Raw genomic sequence first — 23,562 nt, 5'->3', positions numbered from 1 at the left:
ATCTCCTCGAATTAGTTATCATTTTACTTTTTTATTATCTCTTCATTATGTTCACCTGCATCTGGTGGATGGTGTTTGTAGGTTACAGGTGTCCGTGATAATTTTATTGGGCTTCCAATCATATTAATTGGTCCGGCTGTTGGATGTTCGGCTTCGATAAACATGTTGCGGGCAATCAGCTGCGGATCCTTCGCTACTTCTTCTAAATTCTGGATTGGTCCGCACGGGATATGATTCTCATTACAGCGTTTTTGCCAATAGCTGGTGGTGTTTTTGAGAAAACACGCTTGCAGCTGAGGAACGAGTTGTTCTCGGTGCTTGACCCGATCCGGATTGGTTAAAAATCTATTGTCTGTACCAAGCTCAGGTTTTTCGAGAACTGCACATAATCTCTTATACTGCCTGTCATTTCCCACTGCAATAACAATTTGGCCATCTGCGGTCTTAAAGGTCTGGTACGGCACAATATTTGCATGATGATTCCCAAGTGCTTCAGGAATTTTACCTGACATAAGATAATTGCTTCCGATATTAACAAGTGAGCTGACGGCACTGTCATAAAGGGAAACATCGAGTTTTTGTCCTTTGCCCGATTTGCTTCTTTCGAGAAGTGCAGCCTGAATACCGATGCAAGCGTATAATCCAGTTAAAACATCGGTAATGGCAATTCCCAGCTTTTGTGGCCCTGATTTGTCATCACCAGTTATGCTCATCATGCCGCTCATCGCTTGAATGATAAAGTCGTAACCAGGCATATCTTTATTTGGCCCTGTTTCACCAAATCCTGTAATCGAGCAATATACAATTGCCGGATTTAATGCTTCTGCTGTTTCATAACTAAGTCCTAGCCGTTCCATCGTACCGTTTTTAAAATTATTGATAATGACATCACTTTCTGTGACGAGTTTTTTTATGAAGGTAATTCCTTCTTCTGTCTTTAAATCAACCGTAATACTCTTTTTATTTCGATTGGCACTAAGATAATACGCACTGACACCATGTTGAAACGGCGGACCCCATTTACGGGTTTCATCACTGCCTCCAGGCGCTTCGACTTTAATCACTTCCGCTCCAAGGTCTCCTAAAATCATTGTGCAATATGGGCCGGCAAGCACCCGGGATAAATCGAGAACCTTAATATGTGATAGACTTGATCCCATGTAAAAGCCTCCTTTCTTGTAAGTATGAAAAAAGCCAGCTCAAATGATATACAGCAGAACTGTAACTTCATTTGAACTGGCTTTTGACTGTTGAAACAATCCTGGAAATGGATTGGGAACAGTATAGGCAGTTTATATATTCTTTAAAAGCCGACCGCGGGAGATAAGCGTGCATGCCCTTGACCACGGTTCCTTGATGTTATTATAGTATATTCTTAATTATTTGTAAACGGAGCTTGTGAACAGGTGCAACAGTAAAATTATATTCTGTTCTGCTATTAATTATGCGATCCGATCGATTTCTTTCCTCATGTGTTCCTCGGCGTTTTCTTTCCCGTATTTATTCATGGAATAGTTATAGAAAACAGTTCCGATTAAGAACCAGACTCCGATAATAATCCACTCTGGAACACCTAAAGCGGACGGCATCCCTGGTAAATAGAGAGTGGCAATGCCAAATGCAGCTATTGTTGCAATCCAGCCAATTACCGTTCCGCCAGGCAGCTTAAATGGCCGTTCCATATCTGGTGCTTTTTTGCGCAGGATGACAAAGGATAGAGCTACCATCGACCACCCAATGACTAAACCGATCCCGCCAGCATCTACAAACCAAACAAGAGCTGGCCGTCCCAGTAATGGTGCTAAAGTAGACATGATTGCAATCAGAAGAATAGCTTTATGCGGTGTCCGGTATTTTGGATGTAATTCCCCTAGAAACTTTGGCAGCATTCCTGCCTTGGCCAGTGCGTAAATTGCCCTGCTGCCGCCAACATAAAAACCTAACCAGCTTGTTAAAATTCCGCCAATCCCGCCTAAAACAAGAATATTAGCCATGATATGACTTCCGCCAAAAGCTTTACCCATTGCATCTGCGGTCGCTAAATTAGTTGCCCCTAACTCAGAAGGTGTCATCACACGGGATACTCCAAATATGATCGCAACATACCATAGCACTGCCAAAACTACAGAAAAAATCAGCAACTGGCCAATTCGCTTTTTAGGCAAGTTTATTTCTTCTGCCGCTTGTGGAATAACATCAAAACCAACAAACATAAATGGGGTCATTACTACAACGGTTAACAACCCAGCCATCCCATTTTCAAAAAGAGGCTGCATATTTTCTGTTGTTCCAGAGATTCCGCTCCCTGTAATGAGCAAAATACCAGCAATAATAATTAATGATGTTAAAACAATGTTGATAAAAGAAGTTAGCTTAATCCCTCTATAATTCACCCATGCAATGAAAATAGAACCGATGATGCCTGTACCAGCCCAAGTAATCGTAACGTCCCAGCCTTGCATGGTATACAAATATCCTTGACTAAAGTTTGGCACTAAATATTCAAAAACCGTTGGCAAAGCAACCGCTTCAAAAGCTACCACGGATACATAGCCGAAAATAATTGCCCATGTCGTAATAAAGGATAAGACCCGTCCCATCGCTTTGTAGGTATAGACGAATTCTCCGCCAACAAGCGGCATTGCAGCAGCTAACTCCGCATAAGTCAGGCCTACAAATATCACCATGATTCCACCGATAACAAAAGCTAAAATCGCTCCTAATGAACCAGCTTCATTAATCCAAATGCCTGTAGTCACAACCCAGCCCCATCCAATCATAGCTCCAAAAGCCAGTGCCAATACATCTTTATTGCCTAACAGCTTAAGAAATTGTTGATCTGTATTCATGTAAGCCCCCCTTATCGGAATATTCATGGTTTGATTCAGTTAGCTTCCGAATCGCACCATGAATGATACTTCCATATGAATTTTAATCCGAATATGCCGCAGCGCATCTTTGAGCATTTATCTAAACTGTTTTCTTACATCTTTAATTGCATCGTGAAGTTTCTCGAGCATTGTTTCCATCTGTTGTCTATTGATAATTAATGGGGGAGAGAAGCAAACAATATCTGTTTCTTCATAGGTCACCGCACGGCAAATCACACCGCGTTGATGCAATGCTTCAATTATCTTTGGTGCTACCTGTAAGTCACTTGAAAAAGCCTTATTCGATGCCCGGTCATCGACAAACTCCATTGCTCCAAGTAAACCAGCAGCACGAACATCGCCAACAATATCCAGTTCTTTTTTTATCTTTTTAAATCCTTCGAGCATAACTGCTCCCATCACTCTTGAATTCTCCACAAGTCCTTCCTTTTCTATAATTTCAATATTTTTAAGTCCTACAGCAGCTGCAGTTGGGTGACCGCTATAGGTGTATCCATGAAATAATGTTCCAGAAGATTTTTCTTTCAGCACGTCATGTATATGATCAGAAACAATCACTCCGCCAAGCGGAATATAACCGCTTGAAACTCCCTTTGCAAAGGAAATAATATCGGGAGTAACGTCATAATTTTCAACCCCAAACCATTTTCCAGTTCTTCCGAATCCAGTAATTACCTCATCTGCGATAAATAAAATTCCATAATCATCACAAATAGTTCGCACTTCTTGTAGGTAATTATCGGGTGGAATAAGTACACCACCAGCTCCTTGAACTGGTTCCATTATGAACGCGGCAATTGTTTCAGCTCCTTCAGTCTGAATAACATGACGCAACGATGCGATTGCCTTTTCTGTACCGTTTCTATATGGATTGTCTGCGTGGAATATTTCGGTCATCATTTTACCAGCCATGTTCCAAAACTCAGGAATTCCTGTAACACTTGTTGATGCAGCGGCGACTCCATGGTAAGCCCGGTTAATCCCTATAATTTTTCGTTTCTCTGGTTTGTCTTGAATTCTCCAGTAATGTCTTACCAGTTTGATAGCTGAGTCATTCGATTCTGAGCCTCCAGAGGTGAAGAAGATTGCATTTAGTCCCTTGGGTGCAATCGAACTGATTTTTTCTGCAAGTAATATAGCAGGCTCATTCGTGAAAGTGGAAAATGCAGAACTAAATGCCAATTTTTTCATTTGTTCTGCTGCTGCATCAGCTAATTCATCTCTCCCATGACCAACATTCACATTCCAAAGCGATGACATCGCATCAATGTAAACATTCCCAATTTTGTCTGTTAAATAAATGCCGTCGCCTTTCTCAACAATCATTTTTGCTCCGTTTTCTTGTTGTTGCTGAATCGATGAGGTTGGGTGGATGAAATGCTTTTTGTCTAATTCAATTAATTCATTGGGGTTCATATGCATACCTCCTGAATAGTAGTGGGGAAAATATAAAAAAACCAGTCATACTGATAGAAGTATCGTAAAAATAATTACAATACATCTACACAATATAACTGGTTTTATCTAATGGTTTGCTCTATTTATGCAATAAAGTCATTTAGACTAAGCAGCCTTCTATATTTTATTATTTATAATTTAACGAATATTCTTTTGTTTGTCAAGATAAATTATGATAAAAGATTTGGGCAGAGTTTTCTTTTGTTCACTAGTAGGGAAATCCTATGTTTTTTCATCTGTGGACTGCTTGCAAATCTGCTGTTTTCCTTCATAATAAAAAGAAAGAATTTTGAATAATGAAATCAAGGAGGAGACCATGGCAAATTTTAAAACGGCAGACTTATGTGACATTGATGCTGAAAAAGTTCAGATTTGTAATTTAGAATTTCGTTCGTTCGGAAAAAGGAAGCGATTTTCAGGGAGAATCGAAACGGTTCATGTATATGAGGACAACGTTTTATTCGAAGCGGCACTTGAATCCGTTCCTTCAGGCTCGGTTATTATTGTAAATGGCGGTGGATCAAGAAACTGCGGATTAATGGGTGATCGCCTTGCGGGTATTGCAGCTTCACGGGGCCTTTCGGGTGTGATTATAAATGGCTGTGTGCGTGATTCAGCAGATCTGGCTGACCTGGATGTCGGTATTTTTGCACTAGGTACGAATCCAATGAAAAGTAAGAAGAATGGGATAGGAGAGCGTGATGTAAGCTTTTCTTTTGGAAATATACAGTGGGTTCCAGGGGAGTATGTGTATGCTGATGAGGACGGTGTTATTGTCTCAAAAGAGGAATTGCTTACAGAAGAAAAATAGGAGAGTTTGGATATAACAGTAGTTCGGTTCAGGGGCAGAAAAGTAAAAATAGCAAGTGTTTTGGCAAGCGAATTTGCATAAAAATTTGCTAATTTTTATTGTAATGACAAGGCCTATTGGGTTTTAATATTAAAAATAGCAACAGATTAGCATAGGTTTTAAGCCCAAAGGATAATAGCTGTTGGTCACGCTATGAAATGTGTGTTATAAGCATTGTAAAAAATGTGATGATTGTATAATCATTTATAAGATTTATCTAAGTAAATGATGGCGTTTGTTAAGCTATATTTGTAGCGTTTGTGAGAAGATGTACTTACAGTAACGGGCAAGTTAGTGCAAGAAGGATAAAGTTTTCTTATGTAAAATACAGGTAGAAAACTGTTTAGGTTTTGCTCGACAAACGGACCATTTTAAGGGAGTAAGGATTGTTTAACTAACGATTGAAACTGGAGAGAGCAGGTGGTTTATTTGTTTAAGGCAGCAGTATATTTGGTACACGGATTGATATTCATATTAGTAATTCTTATTGGTATAGGTCCAATGTTTAGCATTGCTACACCAGACCCAGATCAAACTTATGGGGTTTGGGTTTCAATGATTGTGATTTTTAATATTCTTGTGTTGGTATCTGCTTTTGTACAGATAAAGATAAAAAAGGTTTGGGTGTTTTTAATATCCACAATAGGCTTGATTGCTCTATTTATTCTGACCTTACAATATATATACCCCTACGTTTTCGATTTGTTTTAGAATGAAAAAGGTAACAAATGATTAATTAACTGGTGCGATAGCACAATAAGAACAATCGCTTTTTGTGCTAATGCGAAGGTTAGTGATAGAGAAGGAAGAAAGTGTACAAACATTGTTCTTTATTTGAAGAAACGATGAATTACTTATGTTAAATAGAGAATATAAACCAACATTAGGATTATGGAATGGTGTTGGTGGTAAGATTGAAGATAATGAAACACCTTTAGAGTGCGTAACTCGAGAGATAAAAGAAGAAACAAATATTGACATAAATGAGTATCCAATCATTGATAAAGGAATTATTACTTGAGAAGTAGATCACTCATCTACTGGCGGAATGTATGTTTTTATAGTAAATCTGGAGAAGATTTTAACTATAAAACGCCTAAAAAGTTGATGAAGGTATTCTTGAATAGAAGTAAATTTCTTGGTTGCTTGAGGAAAAAAACTTTGGTGTAGGAGAAATGATACGTCACTATTTACCTAACATTTTAAACGATGAAAGAAGACATAATCTTTATTGTGTAATTAAAAATGCTAAATTAATTTACTATAAGTTTGAAGAGCTGATTACCGAATCAATTCTTCTTCAATAACGGTTGCGATACTCCAAGTAGGACTATCGCTTTTTTGTAGAAATCATTGCATTATCGGGAGAAGAGTTGAAGAACCATGTTCAATTAAAAGGGGAGATTTAATTGATAATTACCAAGAATAATGGTTTTGAATTTCTTGATTTTCTTATTGTAAAAGAAACTGAAATATATAATTATCACCGGTTGGCTGGATCTTATGCAGTAATTAAATGTGATGACAAATATCTTTTATGCTATAACACTTTGAGAAAACAATGGGAATTACCAGCAGGACAGAGGGAAAAGAATGAAACACCAAAGGATTGTGCTATAAGAGAGCTCTACGAAGAAACTGGGCAAAGCATTTCGGATATAGAGTTTAAAGGCTTATTAAAAGTAAAAAATATAATCAGTAACGAAATTAAGTATAATCCTGTCTATTTTACTACTCTTGAAAAACTCCAGCCATTTCAGAAAAATAGCGAGACGTCAGAATTACAATTATGGGACTTAAAGAAACAGATTGGATATATGGATAAAGTAGATATTAAAGTATTCGATTATATAAATTAAAATAGCGTTTCTTTTTGTATCGACACGTGCATGAGGGATATGAGAAACCTAGTATTATGAATTTAATATTATTCAAAATAATCGTTTGGAATATCAAGTTAATATCAAGCTATAAAAAGCCTTGATACGGCGCAGTTAATTAGAAAAGTATAGTATAGAAGGGGAATAAAATGAAAAGTACATTTGAAAAAAATATAACTGAGTCATATAACAAAAAAGCAATTGAAAGAAATTTAAATATTGTACAGGACTGAAAGGTTAAGAAAGAGAAACTTTTTTGAATTACATACATAATGAAAATTATACCAGTTTATTGGAAATTGGAGCAGGAACAGGGAAAGAGAGTCTTTCTGCTCAATCACCAAGTTTTTTTAACCTTGGTATAGGAGTGTTTGTCACCAGATTAGGCACGGTTGGTATGACCTTCTCTGGTATTTCCAGTATTATAAACCACAGAGAAAATCGTACATAGCAGAAAGACATTGTGCATCTTCCAGCTCGAACAGTAAAGGGTGGTTAAGTCGCTAATCGAACCAATAAATAAAAAACATAGCAGGAAATGAACTGCTCCCTGCGATTTCGTTGTCTAAAATAATGCGATTTCCCTTGTTATTTCAATTATTATTTTGGTTTTTCTACCTCTGAACCGAACTACTTAGATATAACTGAGGCCTAGCTAAAATAGGCCTCTATTTGTTGTTTGCGATATGAAAAAGTGGCTTCCAGCATTTTACGAATATAGACGCGATGAACAATCCGCCCAAAAATAGAAAAAGGCATGACATAATGAATCGTATCTTGGATTTCTATTCCGTGCTTGCTTTCATTGAGGCAATGTTCGTGATGCCAGAATCGAAAAGGTCCAAATCGCTGCTCGTCGATAAATCTTTTCCCTTCTTCAATATGTGTTATCTCTGTTACCCATTGCATTCGAATGTTCAAGAATGGTTTAAGCTGGTAACGGATAATCATGCCTTCATACATAGAAAGGGGAAGAGGCGCAAGCGGTTGAAAGGATAAATTATCAGATGTAATATTTTCTAATTGTGCAGGACTGGAGAGGAAATTCCATGCTTCCTCACGGGAGATAGGGAGATGTTGCCGGTTAGTTAATGTGTATATTTTCATTTTCTTTTCCTTTCTACAGAAGCAAGATGCAATCGTCGGATAGATCGTTATTCCATTCATCATGCCTTTAGTATATTTTATGATAGTGGGTCCGTCAATCACAGCTGGAATGGGTGGATTGAAAGGAAGGAAATTGTGTTGGCTTGCGGAATTTTTGTCTAATCCAGTTGAAAATCATAGAATACTGTATATTAAAAATATTTGAATTTTTAATATGTACTGCTATAATAAAGCATAGAGGACAGTGCTTACATGATGGACATCCTGATTTTAAAAATGAAGGAGTGATTCATTTGTCAAACAAAGCAGTCGTGTACTCTAAGCCTGGAGAGGTAGAAATCAAGGATATTGGCTATCCGGACTTAGTTCTGCGCGATGGACCAGGTGTTAATCCACTGAATGTCGGAAGAAAATGTAACCACGGAGTTATTGTAAAGGTCATCGCAACGAATATCTGCGGCAGTGACCAGCATATGGTAAGGGGAAGAACAACTGCCCCAAGTGGATTGGTGCTGGGACATGAAATTACTGGAGAAGTTATTGAAGCTGGCAGCGATGTAGAGTTTATTCAAAAAGGTGATATTGTATCTGTCCCATTTAATATTGCCTGTGGGCGCTGTGAAAATTGCCGGACGCAAGATACGCATATTTGTTTAAATGTTAATCCAGATCGTCCAGGTTCCGCATATGGGTATGTTGATATGGGCGGCTGGGTTGGAGGGCAGTCCGAATATGTAATGGTGCCTTATGCAGATTTCCAACTATTGAAGTTTCCTGATAAAGAACGAGCATTAGATAAGATACTTGATTTAACAATGCTTTCAGATATTTTCCCAACAGGTTATCATGGCGCCTATAGTGCAGGTGTGAAGATGGGGTCGACCGTTTATGTAGCTGGTGCTGGTCCAGTTGGACTTGCCGCTGCACATTCTGCCCAGCTGCTTGGTGCATCGGTTGTGATTGTTGGAGATTTGAATGAAGAGCGCTTGGCACAGGCGAGAAGCTTTGGCTGTGAAACGGTCAATTTGAGAGAACATGATAATCTTGGAGAACAAATTGAGCAAATACTTGGTGTGCCTGAAGTCGATTGTGCAGTAGATGCGGTTGGCTTTGAAGCGAGCGGTCATGGAAGAGATGCTGGTGAAGCACCTGCAACTGTATTGAATTCAGTTATGGAGGTTACGAAAGCGGGTGGACGTCTAGGCATCCCTGGTTTATATGTCACAGGTGATCCTGGAGCAGCTGACCAGGATGCGAAGGAAGGAACGCTAAAAATCCGCTTTGGTCTTGGTTTTGCAAAAGCACATCATTTTGTAACTGGACAAACTCCTGTAATGAAATACAATCGCGATTTAATGAAAGCAATTCTGAGTGGACGTGCTCAGATTGCCAAAGCTGTAAATGCGACAATCATTTCAATGGATGAGGCACCAAAAGGGTATAAGTCCTTTGATGGCGGAGCATCAAGAAAGTATGTCATTGATCCGCATGGAATAATCCGCAACAGATTGCATTTGGATACAGCTGAAGTGATTCGATAATAGACATGAATTTTAGCGAGTTTATGTTTAATATGAAATGAATAAAACCCGCATTTCAACTTTCTGAATACAAGTTAGAATGCGGGTATTTTTATTATTAAAAATAAGGGAATTCCAGTAAAGTCACCGCTGATTACTCTTCGGGTCGAACGCATCCCGCAATCCATCTCCAATAAAGTTAATTGCAAGCACGGTAATTAGAATGCCCAATCCTGGTGGAATCCATGCTTCAGGGTGGTTTCGCAATATCCGGATGTTTTGAGCCTCGGAGATCATATTTCCCCATGTAGCGGTTGGTTGAGGAATGCCAAAACCGATAAAGCTTAAGCCAGACTCAATAATAATATAGGAGGCCATCATCAGTGTCGCGTTAACAACGATTGGCCCAATTGCATTCGGGATAAAATGCTTGAATATAATACGGAAGTCGCTTGCTCCAATAGACCTGGCGCTTAGAACAAATTCTTGCTCACGAAGGGATAAATACGTTCCGCGAATAATCCGGGTCAGACTTGGCCAGGAAGTCAAGGCAATAATGAAGACAAACAGGCCCACTGTTACTCTGTCTATAATTGCCATTAGCGTTAAGACGAGTACAAGAAATGGCAGCATGAGCATAATATCCGTTGCCCGCATAATGATGCTATCAACTTTTCCGCCGTAATATCCGGCAAGAGACCCGAGTGTGACTCCTATAATAAGTGTAAAGAACATCGCACTAAAACCAACAATCAAAGAAACACGTCCCCCGTATAATAATCTGGAAAAGTTATCTTGTCCTACTCCATTTGTTCCGAGTATATGCTCATCACTTGGACCTTTCTCGATTTTTAGCAGGTTTGTCTCTACAGGGTCGATATCCGTAAATACTGGTGCAAGTATACATAATAAGATAATTGTTAGTAAAACAAATAAACTGATGACTGCCATTTTGTTTTTCATAAATCGCTTCCGTGCCAATTGAAATGGGCTTTTACCTTTATCCTGAATTGGCTCAGGGAATTCCGGTTGGATGGATTGTGTTTCTTGCAGGTTTGGCTGCATGATTTTCACCTCAATCATAACGGATTCTTGGATCAATGATACTGTAAAATATATCAGCAAGCAGGTTGCCTACCAAGATGAGGATTCCGAGTATCATTGCAATTGCCATCACTACTGGATAGTCACGATTGGTCACAGAACTTAAAAATAATGTACCAAGGCCAGGATATTGAAAGACTTGTTCAGTAATAACAGCACCGCCGAGCAATATGCCGACTTCAAAGCCCATTAATGTAATGATGGGAATCAGTGCATTACGGAGTGTATGTTTATAAAGGACATTGCTATCACTCATTCCCTTTGCCCGAGCTGTTCGAATATAATCACTGCCAAGGACGTCAAGCACCTCCGAGCGCATGTACCGCATATAAGTTGCTGTTCCAGCTAAGCCAAGTGTTATACCGGGCAGCACCATGTGATGGATGCGATCTAGCAGAGCTTCAAAGCCAGTAAGACCAGGAGTGGAAAGTGTACCTTGTGCAGGGAACCAGCCTAATTTAATCGACAGAACATAAATTGCAATAAGACCGAAAAAGAAATTTGGTATAGCAAGTCCGAAAAAACCGAATCCTGTAGCTCCGTAATCCAGTAATGAATAAGGGTGTCTTGCAGAATATATCCCGATAGGAATAGCAACAATAATGGTAATCAATAACGAGAATAATCCGAGATAAAGTGTATTTGCCAATCTCGCTTCAATTAATTCAGCTACAGAGCGCCCGTTGAAGACGAGTGAATCGCCAAAGTCACCTTGTGCAACAGAGCTTATCCAACGAAAATACTGAACTGGTATTGGGTCATTTAAACCAAGAGCCTCTCGTTGTTTCTCATACACTTCCGGGTCAATGTTTGGATCAGATAGAGATTGTCCAGTTAATGCATCACCTGGTGCTAATAAGGCGAGTCCAAAAACAATAACTGTTAAGATAAAAAGCATCGGAATAAAAACGAGTACACGCCGAATGATATACTTATACATACTCTTCCCCCTTAAGTAAGTATGTAGTTTTTATCGCAGGTTAAGTGGCAGTAAAATTTCAGCTGATTGAAGTTTCACTTTATAATGCTGTATTGATTATTGTGTACAATTTTGAATAGAAATGCGGTTTATTGCAAAGTTGCCTGTGAGTGTATAGAAGGAAAGAGCATGCATTTTTGAAACACACGCTCTCTCAAGTTACTTACTCTGACACCCACCAAAGATGCGGATTGTTAATGAAACTGTATGGCATTGGTTCTACACCATTTAATCTTTCGTTAAATCCATATATTTTATTTTGTGCATAAAGCAGAACTGCAGGTAGATCATCAGAGAATACACTTTGCCACTCACTGTATTTCTCAGCACGATAGTCTTGTTCAAAAGCTTCCGGTGCTTGCATCGCTTCTAGCATTAAACGCTCCGAATCCGGATTATTCCAGCGGCCAAAGTTATATGCTGCATCTGTTTTCCACAGTCCTGAAGGATCTGGATCACCGCTGCCTAAGCTCCAGCCAATCAAGTAAAGATCCCAATCGGTGTTATCATTCGTTAAGTCTTCTACATATGCAGTCATTTCTTTTGGCTGTCTTAAATCAACTTTAACTCCGACGGCCTCAAGAAACTGTGTAATAATTGGTGCAGAATCTTCACGAAGCTTATTCCCGGTAGGATAGTTCAGATTAACAACCCATTCTTCACCATCAGGTGTTTCTCTGAATCCATCATCATTTGTATCAACAAATCCGGCTTCATCAAGCAATTCCCCGGCTTTCTCAGGATCATAAGCATAATCATTTGCGGCTTCTTCGTCATAGGCCCAAAATTGTTGGGCAATCGGCGCATTAATAACAGAGCCATGACCGTAAAGTAAATTATCAACAATCGCCTGTCTGTCGATTGCATAGGCAAAAGCTTGCCTTACAAGCTTTTCACTCATATCTTCATTTGGCACCCAATTATCGGGATTAATTGCTCCGCTTTCTACATCTTCATTTGTCCGATGGTTGGTTTTAAAGCCTAGAAGTTGATAGCCAAAATCAGTTTGTTCAATAATCTTCACATGCTCAAATCCGGAAACTGTTTCAAAGTCAGCTGCTGGAACACCGTTTGGGTCAGCGATAAAATCAATCTCTCCATTCTCTAACAGACCGAGCATGACGGACTGATCAACGATGCGCCAAACAATCTGATCTAAATATGGTTCACCTTGCCAATAATCTTCATTCTTTGTAAGCACGTATTGTTCCCGTTCAAGCATCTCAGAAAATTTAAATGGTCCCGTTCCAATTACTTCACCAGCGTTTAATGTTGCAGAATGGGAAGGGATATCTGCTATCGGAACATCTCCGAAGATATGTTCAGGGATAATTGGAAAAGCAATATCTTTCAAAATGGTCACGTTTGGTTCACTGAATTTGAAGGTAACAGTGTAGTCATCGTCTGCTACAACACCTTCAAATTCGTCTGTTTCGCCACTATTAAAATCTTCATAGCCGACCAGGCGAACAACGTAATCTGTCCGAACTCCTCCAGCTTCGACATAACCAGGACTGGCAATTGCTTTATACGTATAGACGACGTCCTCTGCGGTAAAGGGTTCGCCATCATGCCATGTAACATTTTCATTAAGGTTTAAGGTGATTTCTGTATTGTCATCATTGATGGTCCAATCCGTCGCTAAATTGGCTTCGAATTCCAGATTCTCATTTTGGCTAAGCAGACTTTCATGTGTAAAGTCTAAAATATTCGCTTCGTATGCTTCCTCATAGAAAATCGGATTAAATACACCAGCAGGAGCGGTATCCATTGCACCTGTCAGTGTTCCGCCCATTTGTGGCCCATCATTCGCGGGCTCTTCTTCTTCCTCACTCTCTTCTGTTTCCGTTGTTTCTGTTTGTTCCTTATTCGAATCATCTGCAGGTTCTTCATCTGCGGCATCATCCGAACAAGCTGCTAATACAATGCCGAATACGAGTAATAAAGCGAGTAGAATCAAACTGTACTTTTTGTTTTTTAACAACATAATTCCCCCTTCAAGCATTTTAATAACAACAAAATGGAAGCTGGATTTGCTAATGGCGGCTTATTCATCACCTCCTAAGGAAAATGGGACAATCAGTGAAGGAATAGAGAAACACATTAATCTTTATTTATATAAATGACAGGCAACAAAATGTCCATCATCTATTTCCTTTAATTCAGGTCTCTCGACTGTACACCGCTCATGAGCGAGAGGGCATCTTGTACGGAAGGTGCATCCAGATGGCGGATTTGCGGGACTTGGCAAATCCCCTTGCAGCTTCATTTTCTCTTTTTTATTTCTATTGTTTTCTTCTGTGTCGACTACTGGGATAGAGGAGAGTAATGCTTTTGTATATGGATGGAGTGGATGTTCGTAGATGGCGCTCTTTGGTGCTATTTCTGCAATTCTGCCCAAGTACATGACAGCTACCCGATCACTAATGTGTTTTACTACGCTTAAGTCATGTGCTATGAACAGATAGGTTAGTCCTAATTCATCTTGTAAGTCCTTCATTAGATTTAATACTTGAGCTTGAATAGAGACATCAAGTGCAGATACAGGTTCATCACAAATAATAAATTTAGGGTTTAATGCTAAGGCACGTGCAATACTGATTCGCTGGCGCTGTCCTCCGGAAAATTCATGGGGATACTTATCCCTGTCACTTGCACGCAAACCGACTTTTTCCAGAAGTTCAATTGCGATTTCTTTCCGTTCTGCTTTCGTAGCGGGGGTCTGGACAAGCAAAGGCTCCTCAACCAGCTCACCAACACTCATTTTTGAATTTAATGAAGCGAATGGATCTTGAAAGACTATTTGCATGTTCTTTCGGTAAGCTCTCATTTTCCGGCTGCCTAAATGAGAAATATCGTTCTTTTCGAAAAGAATTTTTCCTTCAGTTGGTTCAAGCAGTCGAAGAATAACACGTCCGAGTGTTGACTTGCCTGAACCCGATTCACCGACAATGCCGAGAGTTTCCCCCTTCATGACCGAGAGTGTAACATCATCAACCGCCTTTACATGTCCAACTGTACGTTTTAATATGCCTCCCTTTATCGGGAAGTACTTTTTAATATGCTGGATTTCAACGAGCGCTTCCTTCTTTTCCGTTTGCTCGTCCGCCTTAACAGCTAAACTATTTTCATTATCCATTACTCGGCCCCCCATCCTCGTGCAGGAAACAGCGGACAAAATGCTCTGACTCTATTTCCTTCAGTTCTGGATTTGCTTGTTTACATTTATCCATGACAAAGGGACAGCGTGTAGAAAAGCGGCAGCCCTTGGGAAAATCGAATGCAGGGGGGACAATGCCCTTGATTGTACCCAGTCTGTCCACGTCTTTATTGATATTGGGCAAGCTTTGTAATAAGCCTTGTGTGTATGGATGTTTTGTGTTTTTCAGCAGCTCTTTTGTTGATGCTTCCTCGACAATTTGACCGCCGTACATGACCATGACGTGATCAGCATACTCTGATACAACCCCAAGGTCATGTGTAATCAGCAATAAAGACATTTGATATTGTTCACGCATATCTGCCATGAGGTCGAGTATTTGAGCCTGAATCGTAACATCAAGCGCGGTCGTTGGTTCATCAGCAATTAACAGAATTGGTTCGCAGGAAATTGCTATCGCAATCATCACCCGCTGCCTCATTCCGCCAGATAATTGATGTGGATATTCATCTATGATTTCTTCTGCCCGTGGTATTCCTACCGTCATCAGGAGCTCAATTGCTTGTTTTCTGGCCTGCTTCTTATCTAGTTTTTTATGCTTTCTTATCATTTCGATTATCTGGTTCCCGATTGTAAATACAGGATTTAATGCTGTCATCGGCTCTTGAAAAATCATGCCAATTTCATTCCCGCGTACCTTTGTCATTTGTTTTGGTTTCAAATGGAGTAATTCTTTGTCCTTAAGAAGCACGGTTCCATCAATAATTCGCCCCGGTTTATTAATCAGCTGCATAATCGATAAGGCTGTAATGCTTTTGCCGCTGCCAGACTCTCCAACAAGTGCTACTGTCTCACCTGGATAAACAGAAAATGTAACATCATCGACAGCCTTTGCAACTTTACTTTCGTCTATATAAAAGTATGTTTTTAAGTGGTCAACAGACAGAACAGGCTGTTTTTTCATAGTGAACACCCCTTATAGAATAGTAAGAAAAATTAATTGATATTATTCTATTATGCTCTTTGTCCCATAGATATTCGAAATTCTAAGAAGAGGTAATGAAGAAAAGTTAAGCATTACAATCATATGCCATATTTAGTCAGTTAATGATATAAGAGTGATTGATATTTCATTTATGCTCCAGATTCAGACTCTTTAGCTGCGGTGAAAACTGTGTAAGACTTCTGCGATTAGATATGCAGCCAGTCGTGTTGTTTTTTCATTTTCATCAACAAGCGGATTTACTTCTGATATATCAAAGCTTAATGTATTTTTCTTGGAAACAATATATTTCAGCAGTTCACAGACTGTTTTTGAACTTAATCCAAATGGTCCAGGTGCACTCACACCAGGTGCCTCATTTGCAGTGATAGAGTCGGTGCATAATGTTAAAATAACGGCGTCATGCTTTTTACTGAAACGGTCAATTGCCTGGTATACTTCGTTATTCTTATTTTCAGTGACTTCTTCTTCCAATAAATATGTGCAGCCTAAGCGATCAGCATCCAGAAATAATCGCTTCGTATTGCCAAATGGCTGGATGCCTAGACATAAGTAGCCGGCATTTTTATCTGATTCAAGAATTTGCCTAAACATCGTTCCAGATGAAGGGATTTCTTCGTCTCGCATATCAAAATGTGCATCTATATTAATAATACCAAGTTTTGCCTTCGCCCCTAGATGCTCTCTGGCCCCTGAATAATGACCGTATAATGTTTCATGACCCCCGCCGAGAATAATTGGTGTCCCTCCTTTAGCAAGGATAGTATGAATATGAGCACCTAATTTTGTCTGTGCTTCTTCCAGTTTTTTACCCTCACATGCTATATTTCCCGTGTCAATTAATGCCTGATCACGAAGAATAGAGGAGGGGAGATTTGAAAGAAAGGAACGAATTTTATCTGGAGCTTTTGCTGCACCAATCCTTCCTTTATTTCTCCTGACTCCTTCATCGGATTCAAAGCCAATAATATAAAAAGCAGCTCCTTTTTTTAGTGATTTTATTTCTGTTTGACATTTCACCACCTGATGCAAGCGAAAGCTGGCATTGTCTGTATTGCTGTCTACTCTGCCAGACCAGCATTTCTTATCTGGATATGGATACATTTTATCTTCCTTTCTTTATATATATTGATTATTATTACTATACTATAGTTCATGTATAGTATAGTTACGAATACAGATAACACTATTTGACTGCTAAAGTTGAAGTGCAATGTAAAATAGTACAATCTCAAGAGGGGGGAGGCAACTATTCGAAATTTAGCTTCATATCTTATATTTATTGGTATTTTCATTATTGCCATTGTTGGTGATTGGGTTATATTAAATTATGATTATATGTTTGTCTACCCGAGAAATACATATATTTTATTAGGTATCGGCATCGTACTTGTTATATGCGGATACATAGTAAACGGCATCACTTCCTATGAGGAAGATGAAAGTGTGCATAAAAGGGATAATCGAGAATGGATTAATAAATTGTGGAATGCACGTTTGAAGTTTGGCAATTGGATAGCAGGAGTAATGATTTTCTCACTGGTTATCGCAGCTTATTATGATTGGTTTTTTGCTATTCAGCTGTTAACTGTCTATTTCTTTGCAGGAATAGCTGCAGCAGGATTTTTGTATACGATGCAAGGTGAGAGAGTAGAGGAACTAGACGATACGGAATACAAGCCAAAAACGAAAAGATTCCTTTATTTAATAGATTATCGCCGGCATCCTTTTAATATCTCATTCATTCTTTTTATACTTATTGTTATCAGTTTTTTATTAAGCAAGGAACTCGGCATTCCTTTGAATCTGGAGGTGGGAGGTAATGCCAGACGTGTTGCTTCGCTGCCATCCATCACATTTCACATGTCAGGTTTAATGCTGCTAAGTACGTTTATTTATATCATTAATAATGGCGATATATTTGGAATTCGAAAAGCTGAGCAGAATGAAATGAAAGTAATGCTCGTTCACTTCATGGAGATTATCACTTGTGGAGCTGCATTATTTATTTGGATCCTAACTGTTGTGGGGGCTTTGATTTAAAGAGGTTGAGACAAAAGAAATATAATATGAAAAAATCCGAACGATACCTTACATTCGTTCGGATTTTTAATAGAGTGCTGACTAATTTAGTTCACAAGATATAAAAACCAGTGGGAGCAAGAAAGGTAGTGAAACAGTCGATAAGAACACCATCTGTCCAGAAAAAACAGAGTAACTCTGAAATAAGATTATCAGCTTTTTATATCAATTAAGTTAATATTAACTGCTTTCTATTTTAGAATGTTCGTCAGTTGGTCAATGATGTTTCATTCACACCACATTAATTCACATAAAATATTCTTGTCTCTCTTGTCATTTCCCCTGATGTATTCGCTGCTTCAAATGTAATAACATGAAATTTCTCTTGAAGGTTCTCTGTCAGCTGTAATGATAGAATAGATGCAGTTTCATTAAATTCAGGCTGATGATAGACACCATCTATAATTATAGTAAAACTTTCCTTGTCCAGATCTGTTCCTTGTTTAGCCTTGACCTCTGCTGAAAAAGCCGGCATTCTGCTATTTATCGCTTCTCCCATTTGAATTTCAGGCTTTATAATCGGATGAGCATCACTTTCAGGCTCGCTGTTTTCGGCCAATTCCTCGACTTTCTCAAGGACGCGCAGTATATTATTGCCAAGTATTTGTTCAATCTCCTGTTTTGAATATTCCCTTGCGGCTAATTCATTAATAATCTTTGGGGTTTCAGCTGCACTTTGTAAATCAGCAGGGAGGGCAGCGCCATCAAAGTCAGAGCCAAGTCCAACATGATCGATGCCAATTAAGTTGACTGCATAATCAATATGATCAACAATATCGTCGACATAGCCTTCTGGATCATCGGTTATAAATGCAGGGAAAAATACAATACTGATGACACCGCCATTTTCTTTTAATGCCAGTAACTGTTCATCTGTCAGATTTCGCTGATGTTCTTTTATTGCAGTGACACCTGAGTGGGATGCGATAACAGGAGCTTCTGATACCTCCAGCACGTCCCAGAATGTACTTTCCGCCATATGTGATACATCGATGACCATGCCTAACTTATTCATTTCCTTGGCGACTTCAGCTCCTAACTCAGTTAGCCCGCCTTCTGAAGGTGTGTTCTGCGGATCGCCGTAAACCCTGTCTGCACCTTCCCCCAATGCATTGGAATAATTCCAGTTGAAGCCAATCATTTTTACTCCGAGCTGATGATATTGCTGGAGCAGTCCCAATGCATTATGTTCCTCTAAAGAATAGGCACCCTCGATAGATGGAATTGCTGCAAGTTTATTTTCTTTCCTTGTTTGCCTAATTTCATCAGCAGTGCTCACTACTTTAATATCGTCTGGATTTTGCTCCTCTGTCCAATATAAAGCGTTGAGCAAGGCTAATGTTCTGCTGATGGAACGCGGGTTATTGTCGTAATACCCGGAAGTATAGGCTGCAAAGAAAGGTGCAGTGACACCGCCTGCTTTAGCTTTTGGAATGTCTAGCTCCAGTGCTGTTTCTTCCCCAATATTGGTTGCCGGGAGCCATGTGTTTTCATCTATCACCTTCATCATGGTGTCTGTATGACCATCGATGACAGGGACATTGAAATGTACGTATTCCGTTCGTTCGGTCACGATATGCCTGGATTGAGCTTGAGCTACAGTTGAAACAGCAGTTATTGATAGAAATAAAATAATACTACTAAGGCAGAAAAACAATTTTTGCATTGGAGAATCCTCCTGATGAATTTATGATTACTAACTCTATTAGTCTAGTGTAAATAAATAGTGAATGGAATGCATCTATTTAGACTATTAAAAAGGCATTGTGCAAGCCATGCGTTTTAATACAGCAGTTTTGATCTGTACCCGAACCATATTCCAAGTTACTTACCTGATACTTTCGTACGTTGTTTAAACAGGTGGCATGGTGATATTCTTATTACATTACAAGGAAAGGGGTTTTACCGTTTTGATGAAACATATTTTACTAAGTATGATTGTTGGTTTAATCTTCACACTCACTGCTTGTGGTACAGATACAGGAAGTGATGAATCTGTGGAGAAGCCTGCTGAAGAAAAAACCGCTGAACAAGAAGAAGGGGGTTCAGAGGATTCTGATGCGGATGACACAGCCGGGGAGGAGGAAAAGAGTGCTGCATCAGAAGAGCAGAGTATGATTGATACACCAACGATACCTGTGACATTTAAGGATGCTGTAGAATATCCAATCGTTGGGGAGTTTTCAGGAGATATTACGTATAATGATGACTTTATTAATTATCCTGAATTAGCAGAGGTTTTACAAGAAATACCTGCTATTACGGAAGATAGTACAGACGAGGAGATTGAAAGAGTTAAAGGCTATATTTATTCCTTATTTAAAGAAAACCTGACAATGCCAGATGCTTCAATTGATCAGTGGACGACAATGCAAATTAATAATCCGGAAGCAGAGGAAGAGGAAATTCAATTAAAAGAAAATTACAATGTTGCTATATTGCTTGATTCCAGTGGCAGTATGGGTTTTATGGAAGGAAATCAAACAAGAATGGCATGGGCAAAACAATCAATTGATGACTTTGTGAGTGGTCTGCCAGCACAAGCGAATATATCCCTGCAAGTATATGGTCACGTTGGGACTGGGAGTAGCAGTGATAAAGAGAAGTCGTGTAAAAATATAGAAGAAGTTTATCCGTTAAGTACGTATGTAAAAGAAGATTTCAATAAGGCACTGAATCAATTTGAACCTGCGGGCTGGACTCCAATGGCTAAAGCAATTGAGGAAGCGGAAAAGAATTTCTCTAAATGGGATGGCGAAGAAAATACGAATGTTATCTATATTGTGAGTGATGGTGTTGAAACATGTGATGGGGACCCAGTTCGGACGATTGAATCTTTAAGTAAGTCGAATATTGATCCTGTAATTAATATCATAGGTTATCAGGTTGATAATGAAGGGTTAGAGCAATTAAAGGAAATGGCTGATGTATCGAATGGCCGCTATATCGACGCGAGAAGTCAGGAAGATTTAACAGCAGAGTTTCAAAAAACAATGGATATGTCTAAAATATGGGCGGAATGGCAAAGTGAGTCAAAGGATATAATTAAAGAGTTGCATAACACGATCAAGCATCAACTCTATGATTGGAATAATAATGAAAAAGAAAAGACTTACAGACAAAGTGAGAATTTAAAATACGCATTAAAATACCTTTTCGAAGAAGAAATACTCAATCAGGATACTTATCTTGCGTTTAGCAAAGCGTATAGGAACAGCTATTTAGATATTTCAGATGAACAAGGGGATATCTACTTTGAATTGTATGATATCAATGAAGATACATATAAAGAAAAGTTTTCCGAGGTAGAGAAATTGTTTAATAAAGTGCGTGAATAAATAGTGAATTATCTCTTTTGGAAAGACTGTCTGCTGCAGCTATATAAAGGCAAATGCTGAAGGTTTTTACCTTCAAGAGGAACTTAACATTGAGGTATTACAATAAGCTATGGGGAAGTTAAAGAGGCTGGGACTTAACCAATACCAACCAAATAAAAGACGAATATTAGCTGCTTCGTGCTGAAAATATTATTTAGTGTTCTTATTGAAGTAACAAAATAAAAATAAAAATAAAAGAACTTGTTGGGATCACACTTAAAATTATGACAGTATGTAGTCTAAAAACAATATTACAATAATTAACGTGCATATCTTCTGACATCATTCAATGAAATAACCATCCGTTTTTAGCCGGAACAGTCCAAATACTCCGAGACTCCAGTGGGAGCCAAGGCATCGGTTAGATCACTGCGTGCGCAGCACGAAGGCAGATTAAGTACGCCACGTCCTGTGGCAACATCTGCATTAGCACGTCCTGTGCGTCGGAGCTTACCAGCCGCCCACGGAAAGCGAGGAGTATTTGGACTGTGGACTTCCAAAAGGAATAAGGGAAAGAGCAAAACAGACATTAATCTGAATTAAGGGCATCAGGATTCCACTTAAAATCCGAACGAATTTAATTTATCGTTCGGATTTTATTAAATTATATTTCTTTTGTTCCAACGTCCTGTTTTTCACCCGCTCTCTTCAGCTCTCCCTGGTTTAATTTCTTTCTCAACTCTGCTTAGTACTCGCCAAATATTAAATATGGAATAACTTAACATCAAAAAGCCGGGAACAATTAAAAATAAAATAATGCCATTCGGTGATTGCAGAAAATTGGCTGCGTATCCAACCAATGGAATCGTGAATCCAGAATAGAGTCCAACAATATTTTCGGCAAGTACAGGATTCCTGTCCTCTGCATTATTATTATCTCCTTTGGTTGTGTAAAATACACCGCCATTTGTTTCATTTACTTCAGTAATTCTATGGGTGATTAATGTACTGTTTTCTTCCAGGAAAGTAATGACATCGCCTTTAGAAAATTGATTCTTTTCATCATTTGTCACAGATTGGACTGCAATGATTGAGCCTGTTTTAATTCCGGGCTCCATTGAACCGGAAAGAACCGTTTTTATCTGGTAGCCAAATACTTCAGGTTCTCCTCCCGAAAGCTTTGTTGTAAGCACGATGAGCGCAACACTTATTAATAAAACAACAAGAACTCCCGAGATGATGCGACTTATCCATTTTATTAAAGAACGAAATTTCATTTCTTTTCCGCCTCCTGATTTTTTATTATGTCCGTTTCAGCTTCAGTATTTACTGTGTCTCCATCTTCGGTTTCTATTTCACTTGTTTCATTTGTATTTTCTTTTACCCTTTCATTCCAGCTGCCAATTACTATTTCTCCATTGGTTTCGATATTTCCTGTAATAAATGCAGCTGTATTTGAAGTTAAAGACACTAAAGAGAGGATGAGCAAGTAACTGCATAAAACGATTAATTTAATTGCTGAAAAGAGAGGGGGCTTTGGTTTAAATGTTTTTGAACGAATCCTCTTCAACTAGATAAACTCCTTTCAAAATAGAGTTGCACATTACTTTCCAGACTTTCCCTCTAATTGATTTGCTTCAAATTCCCATTTCAAATTTAACGTATCACCCTGGAAATGATTTTGGTTTTCACCGTTATCAATAAAACTGAAGCGAACCGTAAATTTCTCTGGTGCACTGTTTTTGAGGATCTGGTCCGCTATTTGTATCGGTGTGCCGTTTAATTCAGAAAGTGTCTTTTTAAATAGCAGATTTACTTGATTATCCTGCTGATGGAAGCATTCGACTACTATATGAGCGCCAAGGTCATCCCCATTGTTGTTTTGCCCTTTGTCGATTATTTCGTAAGAGGAGTGAAGGTTTACGGTTCTCATATCAATCGAGCCATCATTTGTCAGTTCGAAATCCCCGTCGATTGTATCTCCTGGTATAAAATTCTCCAAATGAATAATGGATTCTTTGTTTATTCCCAAATTCATTAAGCCAATTTCAACGGTATTTGTTGTTTCTTTTGTATCGTTAAAATAAGCGTTCGTTCCTCCGGCAATTAAACTTAAACCCAGAATAGCAAGTGCCATACTCTTTAATAGTTCATTTCTGATTTTCATGCCTTTTCCTCCTGTAATTAGTAGAAAACCAACCCATTTGCTTA

Annotated in this window: 20 protein-coding genes and 1 pseudogene; 7 read left to right on the top strand and 14 right to left on the bottom strand. The window is 38.9% G+C overall.

Translation table 11 applies throughout. From position 1 onward, the window contains the following. Positions 1-23: 23 nt before the first annotated feature. The 3 genes from NST93_RS10600 to NST93_RS10590 all read right to left on the bottom strand — a co-directional run bounded on the left by NST93_RS10600 (position 24) and on the right by NST93_RS10590 (position 4,307). Positions 24-1,160: a CaiB/BaiF CoA transferase family protein gene (locus NST93_RS10600; protein ID WP_405096801.1), complete on the bottom strand. Its 1,137-nt coding sequence runs from the start codon at positions 1,158-1,160 to the stop codon at positions 24-26. Positions 1,161-1,442: 282 nt separating this feature from the next. Further along, positions 1,443-2,849 (bottom strand): APC family permease, encoded by a 1,407-nt coding sequence (locus NST93_RS10595; protein WP_405096799.1) that lies wholly within the window; start codon positions 2,847-2,849, stop codon positions 1,443-1,445. Between the two features lie 117 nt (positions 2,850-2,966). After that, the gene (locus tag NST93_RS10590; protein WP_405096797.1) at positions 2,967-4,307 is read right to left on the bottom strand and encodes an aspartate aminotransferase family protein; all 1,341 of its coding nucleotides are present in this window, start codon (positions 4,305-4,307) and stop codon (positions 2,967-2,969) included. Positions 4,308-4,665: 358 nt separating this feature from the next. On the opposite strand from NST93_RS10590, the gene rraA reads away from it, so the two are divergent. The 4 genes and pseudogenes from rraA (at position 4,666) to NST93_RS10570 (ending at position 7,530) form a co-directional block, all read left to right on the top strand. After that, a complete protein-coding gene (gene rraA, locus NST93_RS10585; RefSeq protein ID WP_405096795.1) occupies positions 4,666-5,160 on the top strand; it encodes a ribonuclease E activity regulator RraA in 495 nt (164 codons plus the stop codon). A gap of 895 nt (positions 5,161-6,055) precedes the next feature. Then, a pseudogene (locus tag NST93_RS10580) lies at positions 6,056-6,506 on the top strand (NUDIX domain-containing protein). Positions 6,507-6,608: 102 nt separating this feature from the next. Continuing rightward, positions 6,609-7,058: an NUDIX domain-containing protein gene (locus NST93_RS10575; protein WP_405096793.1), complete on the top strand. Its 450-nt coding sequence runs from the start codon at positions 6,609-6,611 to the stop codon at positions 7,056-7,058. A gap of 277 nt (positions 7,059-7,335) precedes the next feature. Next, complete coding sequence (locus tag NST93_RS10570) at positions 7,336-7,530, top strand: hypothetical protein (protein WP_405096791.1); 195 nt, start codon at positions 7,336-7,338, stop codon at positions 7,528-7,530. A gap of 200 nt (positions 7,531-7,730) precedes the next feature. On the opposite strand, the gene NST93_RS10565 is transcribed toward NST93_RS10570, so the two are convergent. Continuing rightward, a complete protein-coding gene (locus tag NST93_RS10565; RefSeq protein WP_405096789.1) occupies positions 7,731-8,186 on the bottom strand; it encodes a hypothetical protein in 456 nt (151 codons plus the stop codon). 293 nt (positions 8,187-8,479) lie between these two features. Here NST93_RS10565 and fdhA point away from each other — a divergent pair, with 293 nt between their 5' ends. Continuing rightward, positions 8,480-9,727 (top strand): formaldehyde dehydrogenase, glutathione-independent, encoded by a 1,248-nt coding sequence (fdhA, locus tag NST93_RS10560; protein ID WP_405096787.1) that lies wholly within the window; start codon positions 8,480-8,482, stop codon positions 9,725-9,727. Positions 9,728-9,850: 123 nt separating this feature from the next. Here fdhA and opp4C read toward each other — a convergent pair whose 3' ends face one another. The 6 genes from opp4C to hutG all read right to left on the bottom strand — a co-directional run bounded on the left by opp4C (position 9,851) and on the right by hutG (position 17,056). After that, on the bottom strand, positions 9,851-10,771 hold the full coding sequence (gene opp4C, locus NST93_RS10555; protein ID WP_405103836.1) for an oligopeptide ABC transporter permease: 921 nt from the start codon (positions 10,769-10,771) through the stop codon (positions 9,851-9,853). Positions 10,772-10,781: 10 nt separating this feature from the next. Continuing rightward, positions 10,782-11,750: an ABC transporter permease gene (locus NST93_RS10550; RefSeq protein ID WP_405096785.1), complete on the bottom strand. Its 969-nt coding sequence runs from the start codon at positions 11,748-11,750 to the stop codon at positions 10,782-10,784. A gap of 202 nt (positions 11,751-11,952) precedes the next feature. Then, positions 11,953-13,773, bottom strand: coding sequence for a peptide-binding protein (locus tag NST93_RS10545; RefSeq protein WP_405096783.1), 1,821 nt, complete (start codon positions 13,771-13,773; stop codon positions 11,953-11,955). Between the two features lie 126 nt (positions 13,774-13,899). Beyond that, positions 13,900-14,928, bottom strand: a complete 1,029-nt coding sequence (locus NST93_RS10540; RefSeq protein WP_405096781.1) for an ABC transporter ATP-binding protein — start codon at positions 14,926-14,928, stop codon at positions 13,900-13,902. Beyond that, complete coding sequence (locus NST93_RS10535; RefSeq protein WP_405096779.1) at positions 14,921-15,913, bottom strand: ABC transporter ATP-binding protein; 993 nt, start codon at positions 15,911-15,913, stop codon at positions 14,921-14,923. The genes NST93_RS10540 and NST93_RS10535 overlap by 8 nt, the downstream gene beginning before the upstream one ends. A gap of 192 nt (positions 15,914-16,105) precedes the next feature. After that, entirely contained in the window at positions 16,106-17,056 is a 951-nt protein-coding gene (gene hutG, locus NST93_RS10530; RefSeq protein WP_405096777.1) for a formimidoylglutamase, read from the bottom strand. A gap of 342 nt (positions 17,057-17,398) precedes the next feature. Here hutG and NST93_RS10525 point away from each other — a divergent pair, with 342 nt between their 5' ends. Beyond that, positions 17,399-17,995 carry a nucleotidyltransferase gene (locus NST93_RS10525; protein WP_405096775.1) on the top strand — a complete coding sequence of 199 codons (597 nt, stop codon included), beginning with the start codon at positions 17,399-17,401 and terminating at the stop codon, positions 17,993-17,995. 280 nt (positions 17,996-18,275) lie between these two features. On the opposite strand, the gene NST93_RS10520 is transcribed toward NST93_RS10525, so the two are convergent. Further along, positions 18,276-19,700: a dipeptidase gene (locus NST93_RS10520; protein WP_405096773.1), complete on the bottom strand. Its 1,425-nt coding sequence runs from the start codon at positions 19,698-19,700 to the stop codon at positions 18,276-18,278. Positions 19,701-19,947: 247 nt separating this feature from the next. On the opposite strand from NST93_RS10520, the gene NST93_RS10515 reads away from it, so the two are divergent. Continuing rightward, positions 19,948-21,372: a VWA domain-containing protein gene (locus NST93_RS10515; protein ID WP_405103834.1), complete on the top strand. Its 1,425-nt coding sequence runs from the start codon at positions 19,948-19,950 to the stop codon at positions 21,370-21,372. Between the two features lie 674 nt (positions 21,373-22,046). On the opposite strand, the gene sipW is transcribed toward NST93_RS10515, so the two are convergent. The 3 genes from sipW to NST93_RS10500 are packed head-to-tail and all read right to left on the bottom strand — an operon-like array spanning position 22,047 to position 23,518. Continuing rightward, the gene (gene sipW / locus NST93_RS10510) at positions 22,047-22,628 is read right to left on the bottom strand and encodes a signal peptidase I SipW (protein WP_405096771.1); all 582 of its coding nucleotides are present in this window, start codon (positions 22,626-22,628) and stop codon (positions 22,047-22,049) included. Beyond that, the gene (locus NST93_RS10505) at positions 22,625-22,921 is read right to left on the bottom strand and encodes a hypothetical protein (protein ID WP_405096769.1); all 297 of its coding nucleotides are present in this window, start codon (positions 22,919-22,921) and stop codon (positions 22,625-22,627) included. Before NST93_RS10505 ends, sipW begins: the two co-directional genes overlap by 4 nt. 33 nt (positions 22,922-22,954) lie before the next feature. Beyond that, positions 22,955-23,518 carry a TasA family protein gene (locus tag NST93_RS10500; RefSeq protein WP_405096767.1) on the bottom strand — a complete coding sequence of 188 codons (564 nt, stop codon included), beginning with the start codon at positions 23,516-23,518 and terminating at the stop codon, positions 22,955-22,957. Between the last annotated feature and the right edge of the window lie 44 nt (positions 23,519-23,562).

It is taken from the genome of Oceanobacillus sp. FSL H7-0719, from assembly GCF_045040795.1.
GTDB lineage: Bacteria > Bacillota > Bacilli > Bacillales > Amphibacillaceae > Oceanobacillus.
Note: the sequence above shows the minus strand (reverse complement) of the source record. Positions and strands in the feature narration are given on the sequence as shown.